This window comes from Martelella mediterranea (genome assembly GCF_004342225.1).
GTDB classification, from domain to species: domain Bacteria; phylum Pseudomonadota; class Alphaproteobacteria; order Rhizobiales; family Rhizobiaceae; genus Martelella; species Martelella mediterranea_B.
Map to the genome: position 1 here is coordinate 14,556 of NZ_SMAR01000040.1, position 17,043 is coordinate 31,598.

Below are 17,043 nucleotides of genomic sequence, written 5' to 3' on the forward strand. Positions count from 1 at the left end.
TGGGGATGCTGTCGGGCGAGCTGTTCAGCTCTCGCTGTCTTGCCGCAGGCAGGCCATGTGGCGCAGCCGTTCCTCACGCAAAAGATTGCGATAGCGCTCGAGGCTGCCTTTCAAATGTTCGCGCATGGCATCGCGCGCGCCCTGTTCATCGCCGTTGGAAATGGCAAAGACGATGCGTTCATGTTCCTTGATCAGCAGGCTTCGATAGGCGATTTCACCACCCTCGTCCGTATCGATCTGGCCGGTCTGGGGGATGATCGATGTGCCCTGCATTTCAAGGAATGTCGCAAACAGCGGATTGTTGGTGGCCTTGGCGATGGCCAGATGCAGGCCGATATCGGCATCGCTCCAGGCCTTGCCGTCATTGCGTCCGGCAATGCCGGCGGCGTGGCACTCGAAAATCTCTTCCTCCTGGGCGGGAGAGCGCCTGAGGGCCGCAAGTCCGGCTGCCTCGATTTCCAGCGGCGTGCGGGCCTCGAGTATTTCAAGCGAGGTATAAATCCGGTCGGAATCGACCGTCGGCTTGGTTTTTTTGAATGCAAAGGCGATCGGGTCCAGCACGAAGACGCCGGCGCCCTGACGCGGCTCGACAAGTCCGTCTGATCTGAGCGCCGCCACCGCCTCACGCACCACCGTGCGGGAAACGCCGTGTTCCTGGGTCAGGCGGGCCTCGCTCGGCAGTTTCTCGCCGGGCAGAAATTCACCGTCCAGAATGGCTTTCCGCAGTGCCTCGCTGACCTTGTAGACCAGGGTTCCGGTGCGGGCGGCGGTTTGCGTTGCCAAAATTCATCCCCTTCGAGATCCGTCCTCAGCGCGTCACAGCAGGCTTTTCATTGCGAAAGCAGGGTCGGCGGACAACCATGTTCGATTCAATATCAAAAATTGTATGATAAGTTATCCCGAAATGCAATATAACCTTTTTTATAAGGGAGATGAGTGGAGCGCAGGCGTCAGGTTTCTCGACCCCATACCTCGATCTGGGTCAGGGCGGGAAATGGCGAGGGGTCGTCGGCCTTGATCAGCTTTTCCAGGCGCACCCATTCAACTTCCCGTTCGGGGAAGGTAACGCGTTGGCCAATCCCGGTTTTTTCAAGCGGCACGTCCATGGTGTGGCCGTCGCTGAAGCGAAGGGTCGCGGATGTCCACCAGGCGTCATGGGGGAAGTCGGCGCGGGTATAAAGCACGACGGAATGGGCGATGACCTTGCGGCCGAAATCGACGGTCATGGTCGCGTCCGGATCACAATTGATGCCCCAGCTTGTATAGGGCCAGAAGCCGTGATCGTCGCTGGCGATTTCGCCGTCAATGGCATTGCGGGCGGCAAAGGCGGCCTCGCCGCGGGTCTCGACGCTGGCGAAGGCGTGGGGAAAGGCTGTTGTGCTGCCGCCGTGATCGGTGGGGTTCAGTGCCAGGTTGCGGATGCCGGCAAGCGCATCAGCGCCGGTGGCATGCGCGGAGATCCGATGTTTGTCGCCGGAAAAGGCGGTCGGCGCATAAACCGTCATCGCATCGCCGAAAGGCACGGGAAAGCTGAAGCTCTTCTCCTTCATGTACACGATTGCCGGCGCCAGCGCATTGTCGATGCAAAGCGTGACGAAGCGGCCGGGGCTGTCGGTTTCGACGACGATCCGGTCGCCGGGTGCATAGGCTTGGCGAAAAAACAGCGAAACAGCCTCGCCGCCGCTCTTGCGGGCGCGCGCCTCACCGGTTTTGTCGAGAACGGAAAGTGTGATCTCCATGGGGGTCTCCCGTCAGTTGATTGTCAGTCTGAGCGTCGAGCCGCTCAGGGGGATGAGGATGCGGTAGAGCGTGTCGGGCCAGGCGGCCCTGAGGCGCGAATCGGTGATGGCGATGGTTTCGATTTGCGGCATCAAGCCGCCGTCGATCGCGATGTCTCCGCGGCCCGGGATCGAGATCCGGTCTTCCGTCACCGCCGGCTTTTCAGCCAACATCAGCGACAGCGTCGCCGGCCGAGTGCCCTGGAACATATCGGTTATTTCGATGCCGTCACCCTTGGTGAGCCGCACCGTGCGGCGATAGCTTTCGACGCCCGCCGGGTCCGGATAGGCGCCGGCGAGTTCCATTGAAATCTCCGCCGTATCGTCGCCCAGCGCGACCGCGACATCGCCGGCCGCAAAGGCCTCTCCGTCCTTCTGCATCACCCCGCCGAAGCTCGGCAGGTTGTGGAAGGCGGACTGCATGGTCCAGATTTCATAGCGGCGCGGGGAAAAGGTCTTGGCGGTGTAGTTTTCGACGCCGACATCGATGATGTAGGGCTTTCCGTCCTTGTAAATCGTGAAACTGCCGGTGTCGTTGTGGTTATGGCTGTCGCCGTTGTCGCCCGCCTTGACCGCCAGCGCAAAACGGTCGTCGCGGGCCACCATCAGGCCGATGCTCGGGAAATAACGGTCACCGACGGCGGGGCGCGGCGCATCATGGGCGGTCAGTTCCGCGGCCGTCATTGCCCCTTGCAGACGATAGAAGAGGTTGATCTCCTCCGGCGCATCGGGTTCGGGGGAAGCCTTCCAGTCGGCGGCGGCGAGATCGGTCAGAAGTCTTGAACCGACGGCCTTGCCGAAGAGATATTCGCGCGCACCACAGAAGCCAGCCCGGGCGGAGGAGTCGGCGAAATTGAAATAGCGGTCATCACTGACATGCATGTAGGCGATGAATTCCGCCATATTGCGGATTTTTTCTGCGCGAAAGAGCGGTGCAAAGGCATCGGGCGCGACCGTCGCGAGGATGTTGAGCGCGTTGAACAGACAAAGCCCGGCATGGCGATAGTAAAGTACACCCTCTTCGCAGGCGCCGTCATCGCCATAATCCTTGAGGAAGAAATCAAGGCTGGCCGCGGCCTTTTCGACCACGCGTCGACGGGTTTCATCGTTGAAGGGCCGGGAGAAGGCCGCCAGCAGCACATTCTGCGTGCACCAGGCCGTCCAGTTGTTCATCGGCTCGTCGCCGCGGCCCATCCACCAGAAATGCTCCTCCAGATAGGGCCGGATGATGCGGCGGCTGATCTCGTCATCGAGCCGGGCGACGATCATCGGCGTTTCCGCATTCAGCGCATCTTCGAACAGCGTTGCGAGGAGCGCAAGCTGGGCGCCGGTTTCGGCGGCGAAGAGATCGACCACCGGGCGGCGCGGATCGGGCAGCGGCAGCACCTGCGCGTCGCGGATATAGACATTGTGCGCCGGCAGCTGCCAGCCGCCTTCCTCGGCAATCAGCAGCGCGCCATCGATGATCCGGTCGAGATGGCGACCGTCGCCGGCCACGCACTCGCCAAGCGCCAGTGCATTCAGCATCCGGCGGCGCTGCATATAGGGCGTTTCGTAGCCGATGCGGTCGCCATTGCGGGAAAAGGCAAGGTATTGGCTTGCCTCAAGCGCTGGCCACTGGTCCGGGCAGCGTTCGGCCGTCACCAGCAGGCGGGCCGCGTAATCCCCGGGCAGGGACGACCATGCGGCGCGGTCGGCGTAAAGCCAGGCCGGCGTAAACTGCTCGAAACGCTCTGGCAGGGCGTCAAGGCGCTCGCGAAACATTCCGTCCTCCCGTATCCGTCCGGGGCTGGCCCGGCGCGGCGTCAACTTGTTCTTTTCGCCGTTCGCCAGCGCCGCTGAAAGGGCGTGAAAAGGCCGAAGCGGCATGGGTTTCATTACCCACTAGCATATATGTCGGATAAGTTTTAGCCAAAAAAATACATTTTTGACCACTTGTATTATATGTTTTCCGGCGATAGGATCGGACAAAATCGCGGACGTCCGCCATGGCGTCCGTAAAAGGCATTCCGGGTTGCCCTCGCATGGCTCCCCGCAGGATGGGAGGATCACGTGGCTGCCACCGGCTCAGGATTAGCGACCGGGCAGACGAGGAAAAAGCGCCGTGTGCTGACCAAGCGTCAGCAGAAGCGGCGGGCAAGTCTCGTCGCCTATTCCTTCATCGCGCCGAATTTTATCGGCTTTGCGGTCTTTACGCTTGGCCCGATCATCTTCGCCTTCGCCCTTGCCTTCATGCACTGGGACGGCTCGAACCCGATCGAGTTCGCCGGTCTTGCCAATTTCTTCGAGCTGTTCCGCGACCGGGCCTTTCAGGCCGCGTTCTGGAACACGATCATCTACACGGTGTTTTCCGTGCCGCTGACCATGGCCTGCTCGCTGGGGCTGGCCATGCTGCTGAACAAGAAGATCTTCGGCCGCGACTTCTTCCGTGCGGCGATGTTCTTTCCTTACGTCGCCTCGCTGGTGGCGGCTGCCGTCGTCTGGAACATGCTGTTCAACCCGGAAATGGGGCCGATCAACATGATCCTCTACACATTCGGCGTCGATCCGAAGGATCTGCCCGGCTGGGCGGCTGACAAGGACTGGGCGATGGTCACCATCATCCTGTTCGGTATCTGGAAGCAGGCCGGCTATTTCATGGTCATCTATCTGGCCGGTCTTCAGGGTGTGAACCGCGAGCTTTACGAGGCCGCCGATCTCGACGGCGCCAATGCCTGGCAGAAGTTCTGGAATGTCACCCTGCCGCAGCTGGCGCCGACCACCTTCTTCGTGTCGGTGATGCTGACCATCAACTCCTTCAAGGTGTTCGATCAGGTCTACATGATCACGCAAGGGGGGCCCGGAACGTCGACGCTGGTGCTGGTCTATCACATCTATAACGAGGCCTTTATCTCGTGGGATCTCGGCTATTCCAGCATGGTTGCGCTCGTTCTCTTCGTTCTGGTGCTGGCCGTCACGCTGATCCAGTTCCGCTATTCGCGCAGCCTTGATTGAAGGAGAGGGTGAGATGATTATTTTCGGTCGCAAGATCAAACCGTCCACCATCGGCCTTTATGTGCTGATCATCGTCATCACGATCATCATGCTGCTGCCGTTTGCCTGGATGCTGTCGGCGTCGCTGAAATTCAACCGCGAAGTGTTCGAGTTCCCGATCCACTGGATCCCGGAAAACCCGCGCTGGGAAAACTATGTCCAGATCTGGACCAAGATCCCCCTCGGCCTGTTCGTCTTCAACACCGCCAAGATCACGATCATGGTGACGTTGCTGCAGCTGTTCACCTCGTCATTCGCGGCCTATGCCTTCGCCAAGCTGAAATTCCCGTACCGTGACGTGCTGTTTCTTGGCTACATCGCCACCATCGCCATGCCGTGGCAGGTCTATATGGTGCCGCAGTTCATCCTCATGCGGGAGTTCGGGCTTTATAACACCCACTGGGCGCTGATCGCGCTTCAGGCCTTCACCGCCTTCGGCGTGTTCCTGATGAAGCAGTTCTACATGTCGATCCCGGATGAGCTGTGCGAGGCCGCCCGCGTCGACGGCATGAACGAGTACCAGATCTGGTGGAAGATCATGCTGCCGCTGTCGAAGCCGGCGCTGTCGACGCTGACGATCTTCACCTTCGTCTTCGCCTGGAACGACTTCCTTGGTCCGATGATCTATCTGACGCAGACGGATCTGAAGACCATCCAGATCGGCCTCAGAATGTTCATCTCGCAATATTCGGCCGAATACGGACTGATCATGGCGGCCTCGGTTGTTGCGATTGTCCCCGTTCTCGCCGTCTTCCTGGCGCTTCAGCGCTTCTTCGTCGAAGGCGTCGCCAATGCCGGACTGAAAGGCTGATCCTGATGACCGCTTACGAGAAAATCACCGCTGTCGCCCCGATCACGGACGCTGAAGTCAACACCGCGATTGCCGTTGCTGTCGCCCAGGTGCGCCGCAACCTGCCGGACTTCACCTATCGCCAGCAGAACCATTCGAGCGTGAATAATTTCTATCCGGCGATCGACAATGACCAATGGACCTGCGGCTTCTGGCCGGGCGAGATCTGGCTCGCCTATGAACTGACCGGCGACAAGGTGTTCCAGCATGCCGCGCAAATCCAGGTGCAGAGCTTTCTGCATCGGATCGAGAACAAAATCGAAGTCGACCATCACGATATGGGCTTCCTCTATTCGCCGACCTGCGTTGCCGCTTGGAAACTTGTGGGCGATGAGGACGGGCGCAAGGCCGCGATCCTTGCCGCCGATCAGCTGATTGCGCGCTTTCATGAAGTCGGCGGCTTTATTCAGGCTTGGGGCGCAATGGGCGCGCGGGAAAATTACCGCTACATCATCGACTGCCTGCTGAACCTGCCGTTGCTCTACTGGGCAAGCCGCGAGACGGGCGATGACAAATACCGCGACATCGCCCGCATTCATGCCGCAACCACGCTTGCCAACTCCTTCCGCGAGGACGGCTCGACCTATCACACCTTCTTCATGGACCCCGAAACCGGCGGTCCGGTGAAGGGGGTTACCGTGCAGGGCTATCGTGACGACAGCGACTGGGCGCGCGGGCAGGCATGGTCGGTCTACGGGCTGGCGCTTTCCTATCGCTACGACCCGAAGCCGGAATATGCGGCAATGTTCAAAAAGGCGCTCGATTTCTTCATGACGCGTCTGCCTGCCGACATGGTGCCTTATTGGGACATGATCTTTTCCGATGGCGACGATGAACCGCGTGACAGCTCGTCTGCCGCGATCGTCGCCTGCGGCTTGCTCGAAATGGCCGACATTGTCGGCGGCGAGGATGCTGCTGCCTACCGCGATATCGCCAGGCGTTTCGTCAAAAGCCTTGCCGATGGCTACGCCGTGAAGGATCCGGCGGTCTCCAACGGTCTCGTGCTCCACGGCACCTATTCGAAAAAGACCCCCTACAACACCTGCACGCCGGAAGGCGTCGACGAGTGCGTCTCCTGGGGCGACTACTATTATCTCGAGGCGTTGACGCGGCTTTCGCGCAACTGGTCCTCATACTGGTAACGCCCGAGGCGGTTTGAAAAGGATACGATTATGTCCGGTATCTCGCTTAGAAAACTGAGAAAAACATACGGCGCGCTGACGGTTGTCCATGACATCGATCTGGAGATCGCCGACAAGGAATTCATCATTCTGGTCGGCCCGTCCGGCTGCGGAAAATCGACCACGCTCAGGATGATTGCCGGGCTGGAAGAGGTTTCGGCGGGCGAACTCTATATCGGCGACGAACTTGTCAACGATGTGCCGTCAAAGGAACGCGATATCGCCATGGTGTTCCAGAACTATGCGCTCTATCCGCATATGACGGTCTACAAGAACATGGCATTTGGTCTTCAGCTGAGAAAGGCGCCGGAAGCCGAGATCGATCAGAAGGTCCGCGAAACGGCGAAGATTCTCGACATCGAACATCTCCTCAACCGCAAGCCGAAGGCGCTTTCCGGCGGCCAGCGTCAGCGCGTGGCGCTGGGCCGCGCCATGGTGCGCAATCCGGAGGTGTTCCTGCTCGACGAGCCGCTGTCGAACCTCGATGCCAAGCTGCGCGGTTCGATGCGCACGGCGATCACCAAGCTGCATCGCCAGCTCGACAGTACCTTCATCTATGTGACCCATGACCAGGTGGAGGCCATGACCATGGCCGATCGCATCGTGGTCATGAAGGACGGCCATATCCAGCAGGTCGATACGCCGCAGATGCTTTACGATCACCCGGTCAACATGTTCGTCGCCGGCTTCATCGGCGCGCCGCAGATGAACATGCTGCCGGTCGCCGTCGAGCGCGCCGGCGACAACTGGATCGGCCGGTTCCACGAGACGGCCTTTCCGCTGATCGTCGGCGACAAGGCGGACAGGCTGGCACCCTATGAGGGCAAGGAGATCATCCTCGGTCTTCGGCCAGAAAATTTCCATGAATCGCAGCCCCACGACATCGCGCCGGAATTCACCTGCCCGTTCAGCGCGCTGGTCGATCTTGCCGAGCCGATGGGCGCCGAGATCCATCTCAACATGACGGCGCATGGTCACGACATGATCGCGCGGGTGTCTCCGCGCTGTACGGCGAAGGACGGCGAGACGATCAATCTCGTTGCCGATCTCGTCAATCCGCATCTTTTCGACAAAGAAACGGAGCAGTCCATTCTGTACTAGCGCAACGGGTTTGAGGGGCGCGGGAGGCGTCTTGAGATGAACTGGCTGACCAACTGGATGATGCGTGAAGGACCGGGCATTCCCAAGAATGCGCCGAAGAAGAAGGGGCTTGCCCTCTTCGCCTTCATCCTTGTCCGCGAGGCCTGGGACCTGTTCAAGCTCAATATCCTGATGCTGGTCTGCTCCATTCCCGTGGTGACGGCGCCTGCCGCGCTTGCCGCCGGCATGAGCATCGCCAATGTCATGATCGAGGATGACAATGTCTGGCTCTGGCGGGATTTCCGCCGCGCCTTTGCCCGCCATTTCTGGCCGGCAACGGGCTGGGGGCTTTTGGCCGCGGCCGTTCTCGGCCTTGCTGGCTACGCCGTCTATATCTACGGCCAGCTGGCCCGCCATGCGCTCGTCTATGTGCTGCCAACGGCCATTGGCGTCTGCGTGATTGCCTTCGTCGCGATCGTGGCGGTCTGCCTGTTTTCGGTGCTGACGCGGTTTCCGCTGTCAGGCAAAAGGCTGCTGCAGGTGGCGCTCCTGGCGGCTCTTGCCCGGCCGCTGCCGGTGCTGGCGGGCCTCGCCTTCGTGGCGGCGCTCTGGCTCATCCATATCGCCTTTTATCCGGTCACCGTGTTCACCCCGGTGGTCTTCAACTTTTCCCTTGGCGCGCTCGCACTGGCATTTGGGGCGCACAAGGCAACCGGTTTCGCGTTCTCCCGCATTATGGGGGTGGAGCATATGGACGCGCAAACCATGACAACGGCGCAAAAGCGCGTCTAAACGGAGGAGTAACTATGAAAAACCTGCTCAAACTGACCCTTCTGGCAACGGTCGGCCTGATGCCGCTTGCCGCTCAGGCACAGGACAAGACGACCATCAACTGGGCGCTGTGGGACTGGGATGCAACGGCCTATTACCAGCCGATCATCGACGCCTTCGAGGCCAAATATCCCGATATCGAGGTTGAACACACCGATCTTGGTTCGGCCGACTTTCCGGCAATGCTGATGACCCAGCTTTCTGGTGGCGGATCGGACCTTGACGTCGTTCTGGTGAAGGACACGCCAAGCTATGCAAACCTTGTGCGGACCAATCTCCTGACCCCGCTCAATGACGACATCGCCGAAAACGGCATCGACACAGAAGCCTATGGCGGCCTGATCGAGGCGCTCACGGTCGACGGCAATGTCTATGCCCTGCCGTTCCGCTCGGATGTCTGGATCCTCTATTACAACAAGGATCTGTTCGACGAGGCCGGTGTCGAATATCCGACCAACGACATGACCTGGGACGAATTCGCCGAGAAGGCCCGTGCCGTGACATCCGGTTTCGGCGCCAACAAGACCTATGGCGGTCTGTTCCACACATGGCGTTCGACCGTGCAGCTGCCCTGCATCATGGATGGCGAACACACGCTCGATGGCGGCTCCTACGAGTTTCTTGCGCCCTGCTATGAGCGTGTGCTGAGCCTTCAGGAAGACGGCGCCGTACAGTCCTACGCCCAGCTGAAAACCTCCGGCACGCATTATTCCGGTCCGTTCTACAACGGCGCTGTCGCGATGATGCCGATGGGCAGCTGGTTTATCGGCACCCAGATCCAGAAGGTCGAATCCGGTGAATCGCTGGCGACCAACTGGGGCATTGCGCGCTATCCGCACATGGAAGGCATCGAGGCCGGCACGACCGCTGCGACGGTCACCTCGGTCGGCGTTGCGGCCAATTCCGAAAACAAGGATGCCGCCATGAAGTTCGCCAACTTCATCGCCGGCCCCGAAGGCGCGAAGGTGATTGCCGAAACCGGCACCTTTCCGGCGCTGATGACGGATGAGGTTCTTGCCACGATCACCTCCAAGGACGGCTTCCCGACCGACGAGACCAGCAAGGGCGCGCTCAAGACCGTGAAGAGCTATCTCGAAATGCCGGTCAACCTGAAGGCGGCCGATATCGAGGTTGTCCTCAACCGCGCCCATGACAACATCATGACCGACAACATTTCGGTCGAAGATGGTCTGAAAAACATGGATGAAGGCGTCCAGCAGGAACTCAACAAGTAAGTCCTGAACACAGGATACGCGTCCCGGCTATGCTGCCGGGGCGCGCATATGCGTCTCTCGCTTTCCGTCTGTCGAAGGCCTGCCAAAAAACATCTGTCTTCTTGATAAGTCAGGTTGACGTTCCGGTTTTTTCATCATCACATGCACCCGTCAGATTTCAGGGAGGGAATATGTCCGACATCGTTGCATTGCGTCAGGCCTTTGCCGAGCGTTTCGGCGGCACTCCTCAGCTTTTCCGCGCGCCCGGCCGCGTCAATCTGATCGGCGAGCATACCGATTACAATGACGGCTTCGTCATGCCGGCAGCGCTCGAATTCGAGGCGCATGCGGCAGCGGCAGCGCGCGACGACCGCATCATCCGCATTCATTCCCTCAATAACGGCAAGAGCGCCGAAATCGACCTGGCCGCGGAAGGCAACAAGCCGCGGGGCGACTGGACGGATTATGCCTTTGGCGTTGCCGTTATGCTGGAGGCTGCGGGCAAGACGCTCAAGGGTGCCGATATTCTGGTGTCATCCACCGTGCCGGTCGGCTCGGGCCTTTCCTCTTCGGCTGCGCTGGAAGTGGTTGTCGGCTACGCGCTTCTTTCGCTTTCCGGTTTTGAGGTCGATACCGTCGAGCTCGCAAAGATCTGCCAGAAGGCGGAGAACGACTATGTCGGCATGCGTTGCGGCATCATGGATCAGTTCATTTCCAGCAATGGCGTTCACGATCATGCCCTGATGATCGACTGCCGCACGCTGCACCGCAAGCCTGTGCCGATCGATCCGCGCGCGCGCATCGTCGTGGCCAATTCCATGGTGCACCACGCGCTTGCCGATGGCGAATACAACAAGCGCCGGACGTCCTGCGAGGAAGGCGTGCGCCTGCTGCAGCCCGCACTTGGCGAGATCACGGCGCTGCGTGATGTCAGTTTCGACGCGCTTGAGGAAAACCGCGATCTTCTGCCGGAGCTCACCTACCGCCGCTGCCGTCATATCGTCACCGAAAACGAGCGCGTGTTGACCGCCGTCGATGTGCTGGAACGCGGCGATCTGGAGGCTTTCGGGCAATTGATGAATGCCTCGCATGCCTCGATGCGCGATGATTACGAGATTTCCTGTGCCGAGGTCGACACGCTGGTTGAGATCGCACAGGCGCAGGAAGGTGTGTTCGGCGCGCGCATGACCGGCGGCGGTTTCGGCGGCTGCGTTGTCAGCCTTGTCGCCGTCGATGCGGTCGATGGCTTTGTCGAAAAGGTGCGTGCGGCCTATCGCGATGCCACCGGCCACACCTCCGACATCTTTGCCTGCGCACCGCAGGATGGTGCGGGACCGCTTGCCGGGTAAACTGGCTGGATGAATGAGAGGAACTGAACCTATGAACGCGTTTTTTGAACACCCGCACCGCCGCTACAATCCGCTTGCCGGCGAATGGGTTCTGGTCTCTCCCCACCGCGCCAAACGCCCTTGGCAGGGTCAGGTCGAGGATGCGGTGGTGCCGGACATGCTGGCGCATGATCCGGAATGCTATCTCTGCGCCGGCAACACCCGCATCAACGGCGAGAAAAACCCCGACTATGAGAGCACCTTCGTCTTCGACAACGATTTTGCGGCGCTGACGGAAGATGCGCCGAACGAGCGTTTCGAGGATGGTCTGCTGCTGGCCGAAGGCGAAAGCGGCATCTGCCGCGTCATCTGCTTTTCGCCGCGTCACGACCTGACGCTTGCCCGCATGGCGGTTGCCGACATCGCCAAGGTGGTCGATACCTGGGTGGCGCAATATGAGGAACTCGGCGTTCATCCCGATATCAATCATGTCCAGATTTTCGAAAATCGCGGCGCGATGATGGGCTGTTCCAATCCGCATCCCCACGGCCAGATCTGGGCCAGCCGCAGCCTGCCCAACGAGGCGGCGAAGGAAACGGAAAACCAGCGCGCCTATTACGAGAAACATGGGCGGCCGCTGCTGATGGCCTATCTGGAACAGGAGCTGGCGCTCGGCGAGCGCATCCTGTTTGAAAATGACGGCTTCGTGGTGCTGGTGCCCTATTGGGCGGTCTGGCCGTTCGAGACCATGGTGCTGCCCAAGCGCCATATCCGTTCGATGGAAGAGATGACGGAGGCCGAGCGCAACGATCTCGCCGAGGCGCTGTCGAAGATCACCATCCGTTACGATAATCTGTTCAAGACATCGTTTCCCTATTCCATGGGCTTTCACCAGCGGCCGACCGACGGTCACGACCATGATGAATGGGTGATGCATGCCCATTTCCTGCCCCCACTTCTGCGCTCGGCCACGGTGAAGAAATTCATGGTCGGTTTCGAACTGCTCGGCTCGCCGCAGCGCGATCTTACCGCCGAACAGGCCGCTCAAAGGTTGCTGGAACTTTCGGAAAAGCACTACCTGAACGACTAAAACAGAGCTTTGCCTGAGTGACGCGGATGCCTGACATTACTGCCGTTGCTTGTTTCTTGAGTCGACGGTGGTCTGATCCGAGCATACATACGCGCTGCCTCGGGAACCGCTGAGATGAAATGACTTCAGGAGCTGCACTGGTTTTCTGTTAACCGGCAGCTTCACATTTTTGGGATGGAGAATGCCTCATGACACTGAAACCGGACCTTGCCTGGTTGGCTGACCCGGAAGTTTTTGCCGTTAATCGTCTTGTCGCCGTGTCTGACCACATCTCCTATCCTTCGAAAGATGCAGCGACAGCAGGGCGCGGAACGGTATTTCGCCAGAGTCTGAATGGCGAATGGTCGTTTCATCTTGCCAGCAACGTTTCGACACGCCCGGCCGAGTTTTTCCTCCGCAATTTTGATGTTGCCGACTGGGACCGGATTGCCGTTCCCGGCTATATGCAGCTTCAGGGTTTCGGCGATAATCAATATGTGAACACACAATATCCCTGGGATGGTGTGGAAGAGCTTCGTCCGCCTCAGGTGCCTAAGGCCAATCTCGTCGGATCCTATGTGCGTGACTTCAGCTTTTCCGGTCCGATGGATGGTGGGCGTGTGGTTCTGACCTTCGATGGGGTCGAGACGGCTTTTTATGTCTGGCTCAATGGCGTGTTCGTGGGATATGGCGAAGACAGTTTCACCCCTTCGCGTTTTGATGTGACTTCGCTGATCGAGGATGGGGAAAACCGGATTGCAGTTCAGGTGTTTCAGCGCTCGTCTGCGAGCTGGATCGAGGATCAGGACTTCTGGCGGCTGACGGGGATTTTCCGGGATGTGTGGCTTGAAAGCCAGCCAGCCCTGCATCTTGATGACCTGTTCGTCACGACAGATCTTTCGGATGATTTTGACAGTGCGCAGTTGCGGCTTGAAATGAAGCTGCGGCTACCGGAAGAGGGCGCTTCGGTTACCGTAAGCCTGAAGGATCCTGATGGCCGGGTGGTGATTGCACCCCAAGTGACAGATGCCATGGAAGAAATGCAACTGAGATTCCATGTCGAAAAGCCGGATCTCTGGAGTGCAGAAGCCCCGAACCTGTATGACCTTGAAATCGTCCTGAAAGATGCAAGCGGCACGGTTGTTGAATTTATCCCGGAACGTACAGGTTTTCGCCGCTTCGAGATGATTGACAAAGTGATGCATCTCAACGGCAAGCGGATCGTTTTCAACGGGATCAATCGTCATGACTTTGATGCAAGGCGCGGGCGTGCCGTGACCTATGAGCAGATGCTCTGGGACGTGAGGTTCTTCAAGCAGAACAATATCAATGCCGTCCGGACCTGCCATTATCCCAATCAGCCGGTTTTTTACCGGCTTTGCGATGAGTACGGTCTTTACGTCATTGACGAGGCCAATCTTGAGAGCCATGGCTCATGGCAGAAGGATGGGAAGGTCGAACCCAGCTGGGTCGTGCCGGGCGACAATCCGCAATGGCGCGAATGTGTCATCGATCGCGCGATCTCCATGGTTGAACGTGACAAGAACCATCCCTCAATCCTGATATGGTCCTGTGGCAACGAAGCGTATGGCGGCAGCGTTATCTACGATATGTCCAACTGGTTTCGCAAGCGTGACCCCTCGCGGCTGGTGCACTACGAAGGCGTATTTCATGATCGCCGCTATAATGACACATCTGACATGGAAAGTCGGATGTATGCAAAGCCGCAGGAGGTTGAAGCCTACCTAAATGACAATCCGGCAAAGCCCTTTGTGTTGTGTGAATACATGCATGCGATGGGCAATTCCTGCGGTGGGATGCATCTTTATACAGACCTTGTAGACCGGTACCCGCTCTATCAGGGGGGCTTCATCTGGGACTATATCGATCAGGCCATTGCCACTGATCCGGAGAGTGACAGGCTTGGCTATGGTGGTGATTTCGGTGACAGACCCTCAGATTATGAGTTTAGTGCCGATGGTATCGTCACCGCATTTCGTGAAATGACCCCAAAGGTGCAGGAGGTAAAAGGGCTTTACCAGCCTGCGGACATCATACCCGATGCAGGCGGTATTACTCTGCGCAACAAGAACCTTTTCGTTTCTACAGATAACAGCCACCTTGTCTGGCAACTGATGCTCGACGGAAGCCTTGTGGCCAGTGAGGAGCTGGTTGTCGATGTTCCTGCAGGCGGGACGCGCCATATTCCGATTAAACTGCCCAATATGGATGCAGAAGGCGAATATGTGTTGCAGGCGTCACTTTGCCTGAGGTCTGAAACTTTGTGGGCGGAAGCCGGTCATGAAGTGGCCTTTGGCGAAACAGTTCTTTCCGCCGCTCGTGCAAGCAAACCGGGTGATGGTGTCGCTGCTGCCAATCTTAATGTGGTCCGTGGTGATCTCAACTTCGGTGTCGAAGCCCCTGGTTTCAAGGCTATGTTTGCTGAGGTTTATGGCGGGCTGTCGTCGCTGAAAGTTAAGGACTATGAGTTCATTCGTCGTCCACCGCGACTAACATTCTGGCGTGCCATGACGGACAACGACCGTGGCCGCAAACACGGTTTTGATCTCGCCGTTTGGCAAACAGCAAGCCTTTATCAGAAAATTGTCGGTGTCGAAGTCGATGCTTACAGCAACGAGCCTTCGGTTTGTTACCGTTTCGCATTGCCCGGACTTCCTGTCGAGCCGATCGTAAACTATCGCGTCGGTCGTGACGGGCTCATCCATGTGCATGCAGAATATCCAGGGGCAGAAGGTTTACCGATCCTCCCGATATTCGGCTTGCAGTTTACCATGGATGCCCGGTTCGATCGGTTCCGCTATTATGGTTTCGGGCCGGATGAGAATTATTGTGACCGTATGCGTGGTGCACGTCTGGGTATTTTTAACGGAACGGTGGCTGGCAATCTGGCCAAATATCTTGTGCCGCAGGAATCCGGTAATCGCATGGGAACGCGGTTTGCAGAGGTGACCGACGAAAACGGAGCAGGGCTCAGGTTTGAAGCTGAGGGCGCGCCCTTCGAGTTTGGTGTGTTGCCATGGAATGCGTTCGAGCTGGAGAACGCATTGAGGCCAGAAGAACTTCCGCCGGTCTATCGCACGGTGATTACGCTTGCTGCAAAACAGATGGGTGTGGGGGGCGACGATAGTTGGGGCGCCCCTGTTCACGAACCTTATCTCATTTCGTCCAGTGAGCCACAGAGCCTGAAATTCTCAATTGCGCCGATTGGCATTGAGGAGGCGAGGCGATTAAACCCAAGTCAGTATTTTGCTTAATCAAGCAGAGCACGATCGGTCTCGAAAAAGGGCGATGAGAGTGAAATGGCATTAATCTGATCATGGGTGGGCAGCTTTTCGGCCGACCACCATCCCGCGCTCAGCACGAAGGTTTTTCACATCGGTCGTGCTCAATGCAAACCGGTGATACGCCCAAACCGCATAGGTGATGACTGGACTTCCCCTTAAACAGTGGAGGGCTTCTGTTGGATGAAATTGACAGGAGACCCAAAATTGAAGCAGCGAGAATTTACAGAAGATTTCAAATGTGAGGCCGTTCGGGTTTGAGCGACGAGCAGTCACAGCCTTTCATCGGCACGGGAAAGGCACGCATATCCCTGTCTCGGCTGTGTGCTTTCGCAAGCGTCGGTATCAGAGGCCGTGTAAACGCCTGCTGACTGCGATAGACCCTGCAGCACTGGTGAAGCGCAAGACAGAGACCAACCAGCCACAGGCCAGACCGGGGAGCCGGTCTCGCCTGCAGCAGTATTCTCAGGCCTGTCGAAGCCGGCCCCCCGGTCAGGCTTTTTCCGTCAAAGTGGCACTCAACATGCGCCAGTTTGCGGGAAGCTTCCGGCGCTTTCCGATCACTTCAACCCGCGTCTTCAGCCTGATGTCGCCACTGGAAGCGCCGATCATCAGCGTAAAGAAGCCGGGTTCCACCACGCGGTAGCCTTCATAGCCGGTGAAGTTCAGTATGTCGGTCGGCACCTCGAAGGTGACGCGGGCGCTTGTCCCGGGCTTCAGGGCGATCTTGCCGAAAGCCTTCAGTTCCTTGACCGGACGCACCAGCGTGGCGATCTCGTCGCGGACATAGAGCTGCGGCACGGCAATGCCATCGCGGTCGCCGGTGTTTGTCACCGTGAAGGAGAGCCGGACGGTGCCCTTCTCGATATCGACGGCATCGTTTTCCAGTTTCACGTCGGAATAGTCGAACGTGGTGTAGGAGAGGCCGTGGCCGAAGGGATAGCGGCTGCCGAAGTGGCGGGCGATCGGCGTGCCGGAACTCTTGAAGCTGTGATTGTAGAAATAGGGCGCTGCGCCGACATTATGCGGGATCGACAGCGTCAGCCGCCCGGAGGGTTCCACCGCGCCGGTCAGCACGCTTGCAAGCGCCGTGCCGCCTTCCTGACCGGAGAAAAAGGTCATGACCTGGGCCGCGATCCTGTCTTCCGCACCGCCGAGATTATAGGGGCGACCGGAGGAGATGACGACGATCACCGGCTTGCCGGTCTCGATCACGGCATCGAGCAGCTTTTGCTGCACGCCGGGCAGTTCCAGCGTGTCCGCATCCGAGCCTTCACCCACCGTGCCGGTCTGGAAGATGCCGGACAGGTCGCCGACACAGACGATGGCGACATCGGCGTTCTTCGCGGCTTCCACGGCGCTCGGGATCATGTCGAG

General features: G+C 58.7%; 13 protein-coding genes and 1 pseudogene. 9 read left to right on the forward strand and 5 right to left on the reverse strand.

Annotated features, from left to right (window positions below; all coding sequences use genetic code 11):
• Positions 1-24 precede the first annotated feature (24 nt).
• From EDC90_RS17795 to EDC90_RS17805, 3 genes are all read right to left on the reverse strand, one after another.
• On the reverse strand, positions 25-783 hold the full coding sequence (locus EDC90_RS17795; protein WP_245511120.1) for a FadR/GntR family transcriptional regulator: 759 nt from the start codon (positions 781-783) through the stop codon (positions 25-27).
• 167 nt (positions 784-950) lie between these two features.
• The gene (locus tag EDC90_RS17800; RefSeq protein WP_132313896.1) at positions 951-1,739 is read right to left on the reverse strand and encodes a DUF7402 domain-containing protein; all 789 of its coding nucleotides are present in this window, start codon (positions 1,737-1,739) and stop codon (positions 951-953) included.
• 12 nt (positions 1,740-1,751) lie between these two features.
• Entirely contained in the window at positions 1,752-3,542 is a 1,791-nt protein-coding gene (locus tag EDC90_RS17805) for a heparinase II/III family protein (RefSeq protein ID WP_132313908.1), read from the reverse strand.
• A 288-nt stretch (positions 3,543-3,830) separates the two neighbouring features.
• Between EDC90_RS17805 and EDC90_RS17810 the strand changes: the two genes are divergently transcribed.
• From EDC90_RS17810 to EDC90_RS17850, 9 genes are all read left to right on the forward strand, one after another.
• Positions 3,831-4,772, forward strand: coding sequence for a carbohydrate ABC transporter permease (locus EDC90_RS17810; protein ID WP_132313897.1), 942 nt, complete (start codon positions 3,831-3,833; stop codon positions 4,770-4,772).
• Positions 4,773-4,785: 13 nt separating this feature from the next.
• Positions 4,786-5,622: a carbohydrate ABC transporter permease gene (locus tag EDC90_RS17815; RefSeq protein ID WP_132313898.1), complete on the forward strand. Its 837-nt coding sequence runs from the start codon at positions 4,786-4,788 to the stop codon at positions 5,620-5,622.
• A gap of 5 nt (positions 5,623-5,627) precedes the next feature.
• Positions 5,628-6,803: a glycoside hydrolase family 88 protein gene (locus EDC90_RS17820; protein ID WP_132313899.1), complete on the forward strand. Its 1,176-nt coding sequence runs from the start codon at positions 5,628-5,630 to the stop codon at positions 6,801-6,803.
• 30 nt (positions 6,804-6,833) lie between these two features.
• Positions 6,834-7,943 (forward strand): ABC transporter ATP-binding protein, encoded by a 1,110-nt coding sequence (locus EDC90_RS17825; protein ID WP_132313900.1) that lies wholly within the window; start codon positions 6,834-6,836, stop codon positions 7,941-7,943.
• A gap of 36 nt (positions 7,944-7,979) precedes the next feature.
• Positions 7,980-8,714, forward strand: a complete 735-nt coding sequence (locus EDC90_RS17830; RefSeq protein WP_132313901.1) for a DUF624 domain-containing protein — start codon at positions 7,980-7,982, stop codon at positions 8,712-8,714.
• Between the two features lie 14 nt (positions 8,715-8,728).
• Complete coding sequence (locus EDC90_RS17835; protein WP_132313902.1) at positions 8,729-9,988, forward strand: ABC transporter substrate-binding protein; 1,260 nt, start codon at positions 8,729-8,731, stop codon at positions 9,986-9,988.
• Between the two features lie 170 nt (positions 9,989-10,158).
• Positions 10,159-11,316, forward strand: a complete 1,158-nt coding sequence (locus EDC90_RS17840; RefSeq protein WP_132313903.1) for a galactokinase — start codon at positions 10,159-10,161, stop codon at positions 11,314-11,316.
• 31 nt (positions 11,317-11,347) lie between these two features.
• Entirely contained in the window at positions 11,348-12,385 is a 1,038-nt protein-coding gene (locus tag EDC90_RS17845) for a UDP-glucose--hexose-1-phosphate uridylyltransferase (RefSeq protein ID WP_132313904.1), read from the forward strand.
• Positions 12,386-12,573: 188 nt separating this feature from the next.
• On the forward strand, positions 12,574-15,639 hold the full coding sequence (locus tag EDC90_RS17850; RefSeq protein WP_132313905.1) for a glycoside hydrolase family 2 TIM barrel-domain containing protein: 3,066 nt from the start codon (positions 12,574-12,576) through the stop codon (positions 15,637-15,639).
• A 72-nt stretch (positions 15,640-15,711) separates the two neighbouring features.
• Here EDC90_RS17850 and EDC90_RS21310 read toward each other — a convergent pair.
• Positions 15,712-15,810: pseudogene (locus EDC90_RS21310) on the reverse strand (IS6 family transposase); the annotation flags it as partial.
• 348 nt (positions 15,811-16,158) lie between these two features.
• The coding region (locus EDC90_RS17860; RefSeq protein WP_207903953.1) for a glycoside hydrolase family 3 C-terminal domain-containing protein at positions 16,159-17,043 on the reverse strand (885 nt) is incomplete at its 5' end.

What these genes read in the sequence shown, in the direction of transcription:
- EDC90_RS17825 (WP_132313900.1), top strand. Translation starts at nt 6,834, where the DNA reads ATGTCCGGTATCTCGCTTAGAAAACTGAGAAAAACATACGGCGCGCTG.
- EDC90_RS17805 (WP_132313908.1), bottom strand. Translation starts at nt 3,542, where the DNA reads ATGTTTCGCGAGCGCCTTGACGCCCTGCCAGAGCGTTTCGAGCAGTTT.
- EDC90_RS17830 (WP_132313901.1), top strand. Translation starts at nt 7,980, where the DNA reads ATGAACTGGCTGACCAACTGGATGATGCGTGAAGGACCGGGCATTCCC.
- EDC90_RS17840 (WP_132313903.1), top strand. Translation starts at nt 10,159, where the DNA reads ATGTCCGACATCGTTGCATTGCGTCAGGCCTTTGCCGAGCGTTTCGGC.
- EDC90_RS17820 (WP_132313899.1), top strand. Translation starts at nt 5,628, where the DNA reads ATGACCGCTTACGAGAAAATCACCGCTGTCGCCCCGATCACGGACGCT.
- EDC90_RS17835 (WP_132313902.1), top strand. Translation starts at nt 8,729, where the DNA reads ATGAAAAACCTGCTCAAACTGACCCTTCTGGCAACGGTCGGCCTGATG.
- EDC90_RS17800 (WP_132313896.1), bottom strand. Translation starts at nt 1,739, where the DNA reads ATGGAGATCACACTTTCCGTTCTCGACAAAACCGGTGAGGCGCGCGCC.
- EDC90_RS17815 (WP_132313898.1), top strand. Translation starts at nt 4,786, where the DNA reads ATGATTATTTTCGGTCGCAAGATCAAACCGTCCACCATCGGCCTTTAT.
- EDC90_RS17850 (WP_132313905.1), top strand. Translation starts at nt 12,574, where the DNA reads ATGACACTGAAACCGGACCTTGCCTGGTTGGCTGACCCGGAAGTTTTT.
- EDC90_RS17845 (WP_132313904.1), top strand. Translation starts at nt 11,348, where the DNA reads ATGAACGCGTTTTTTGAACACCCGCACCGCCGCTACAATCCGCTTGCC.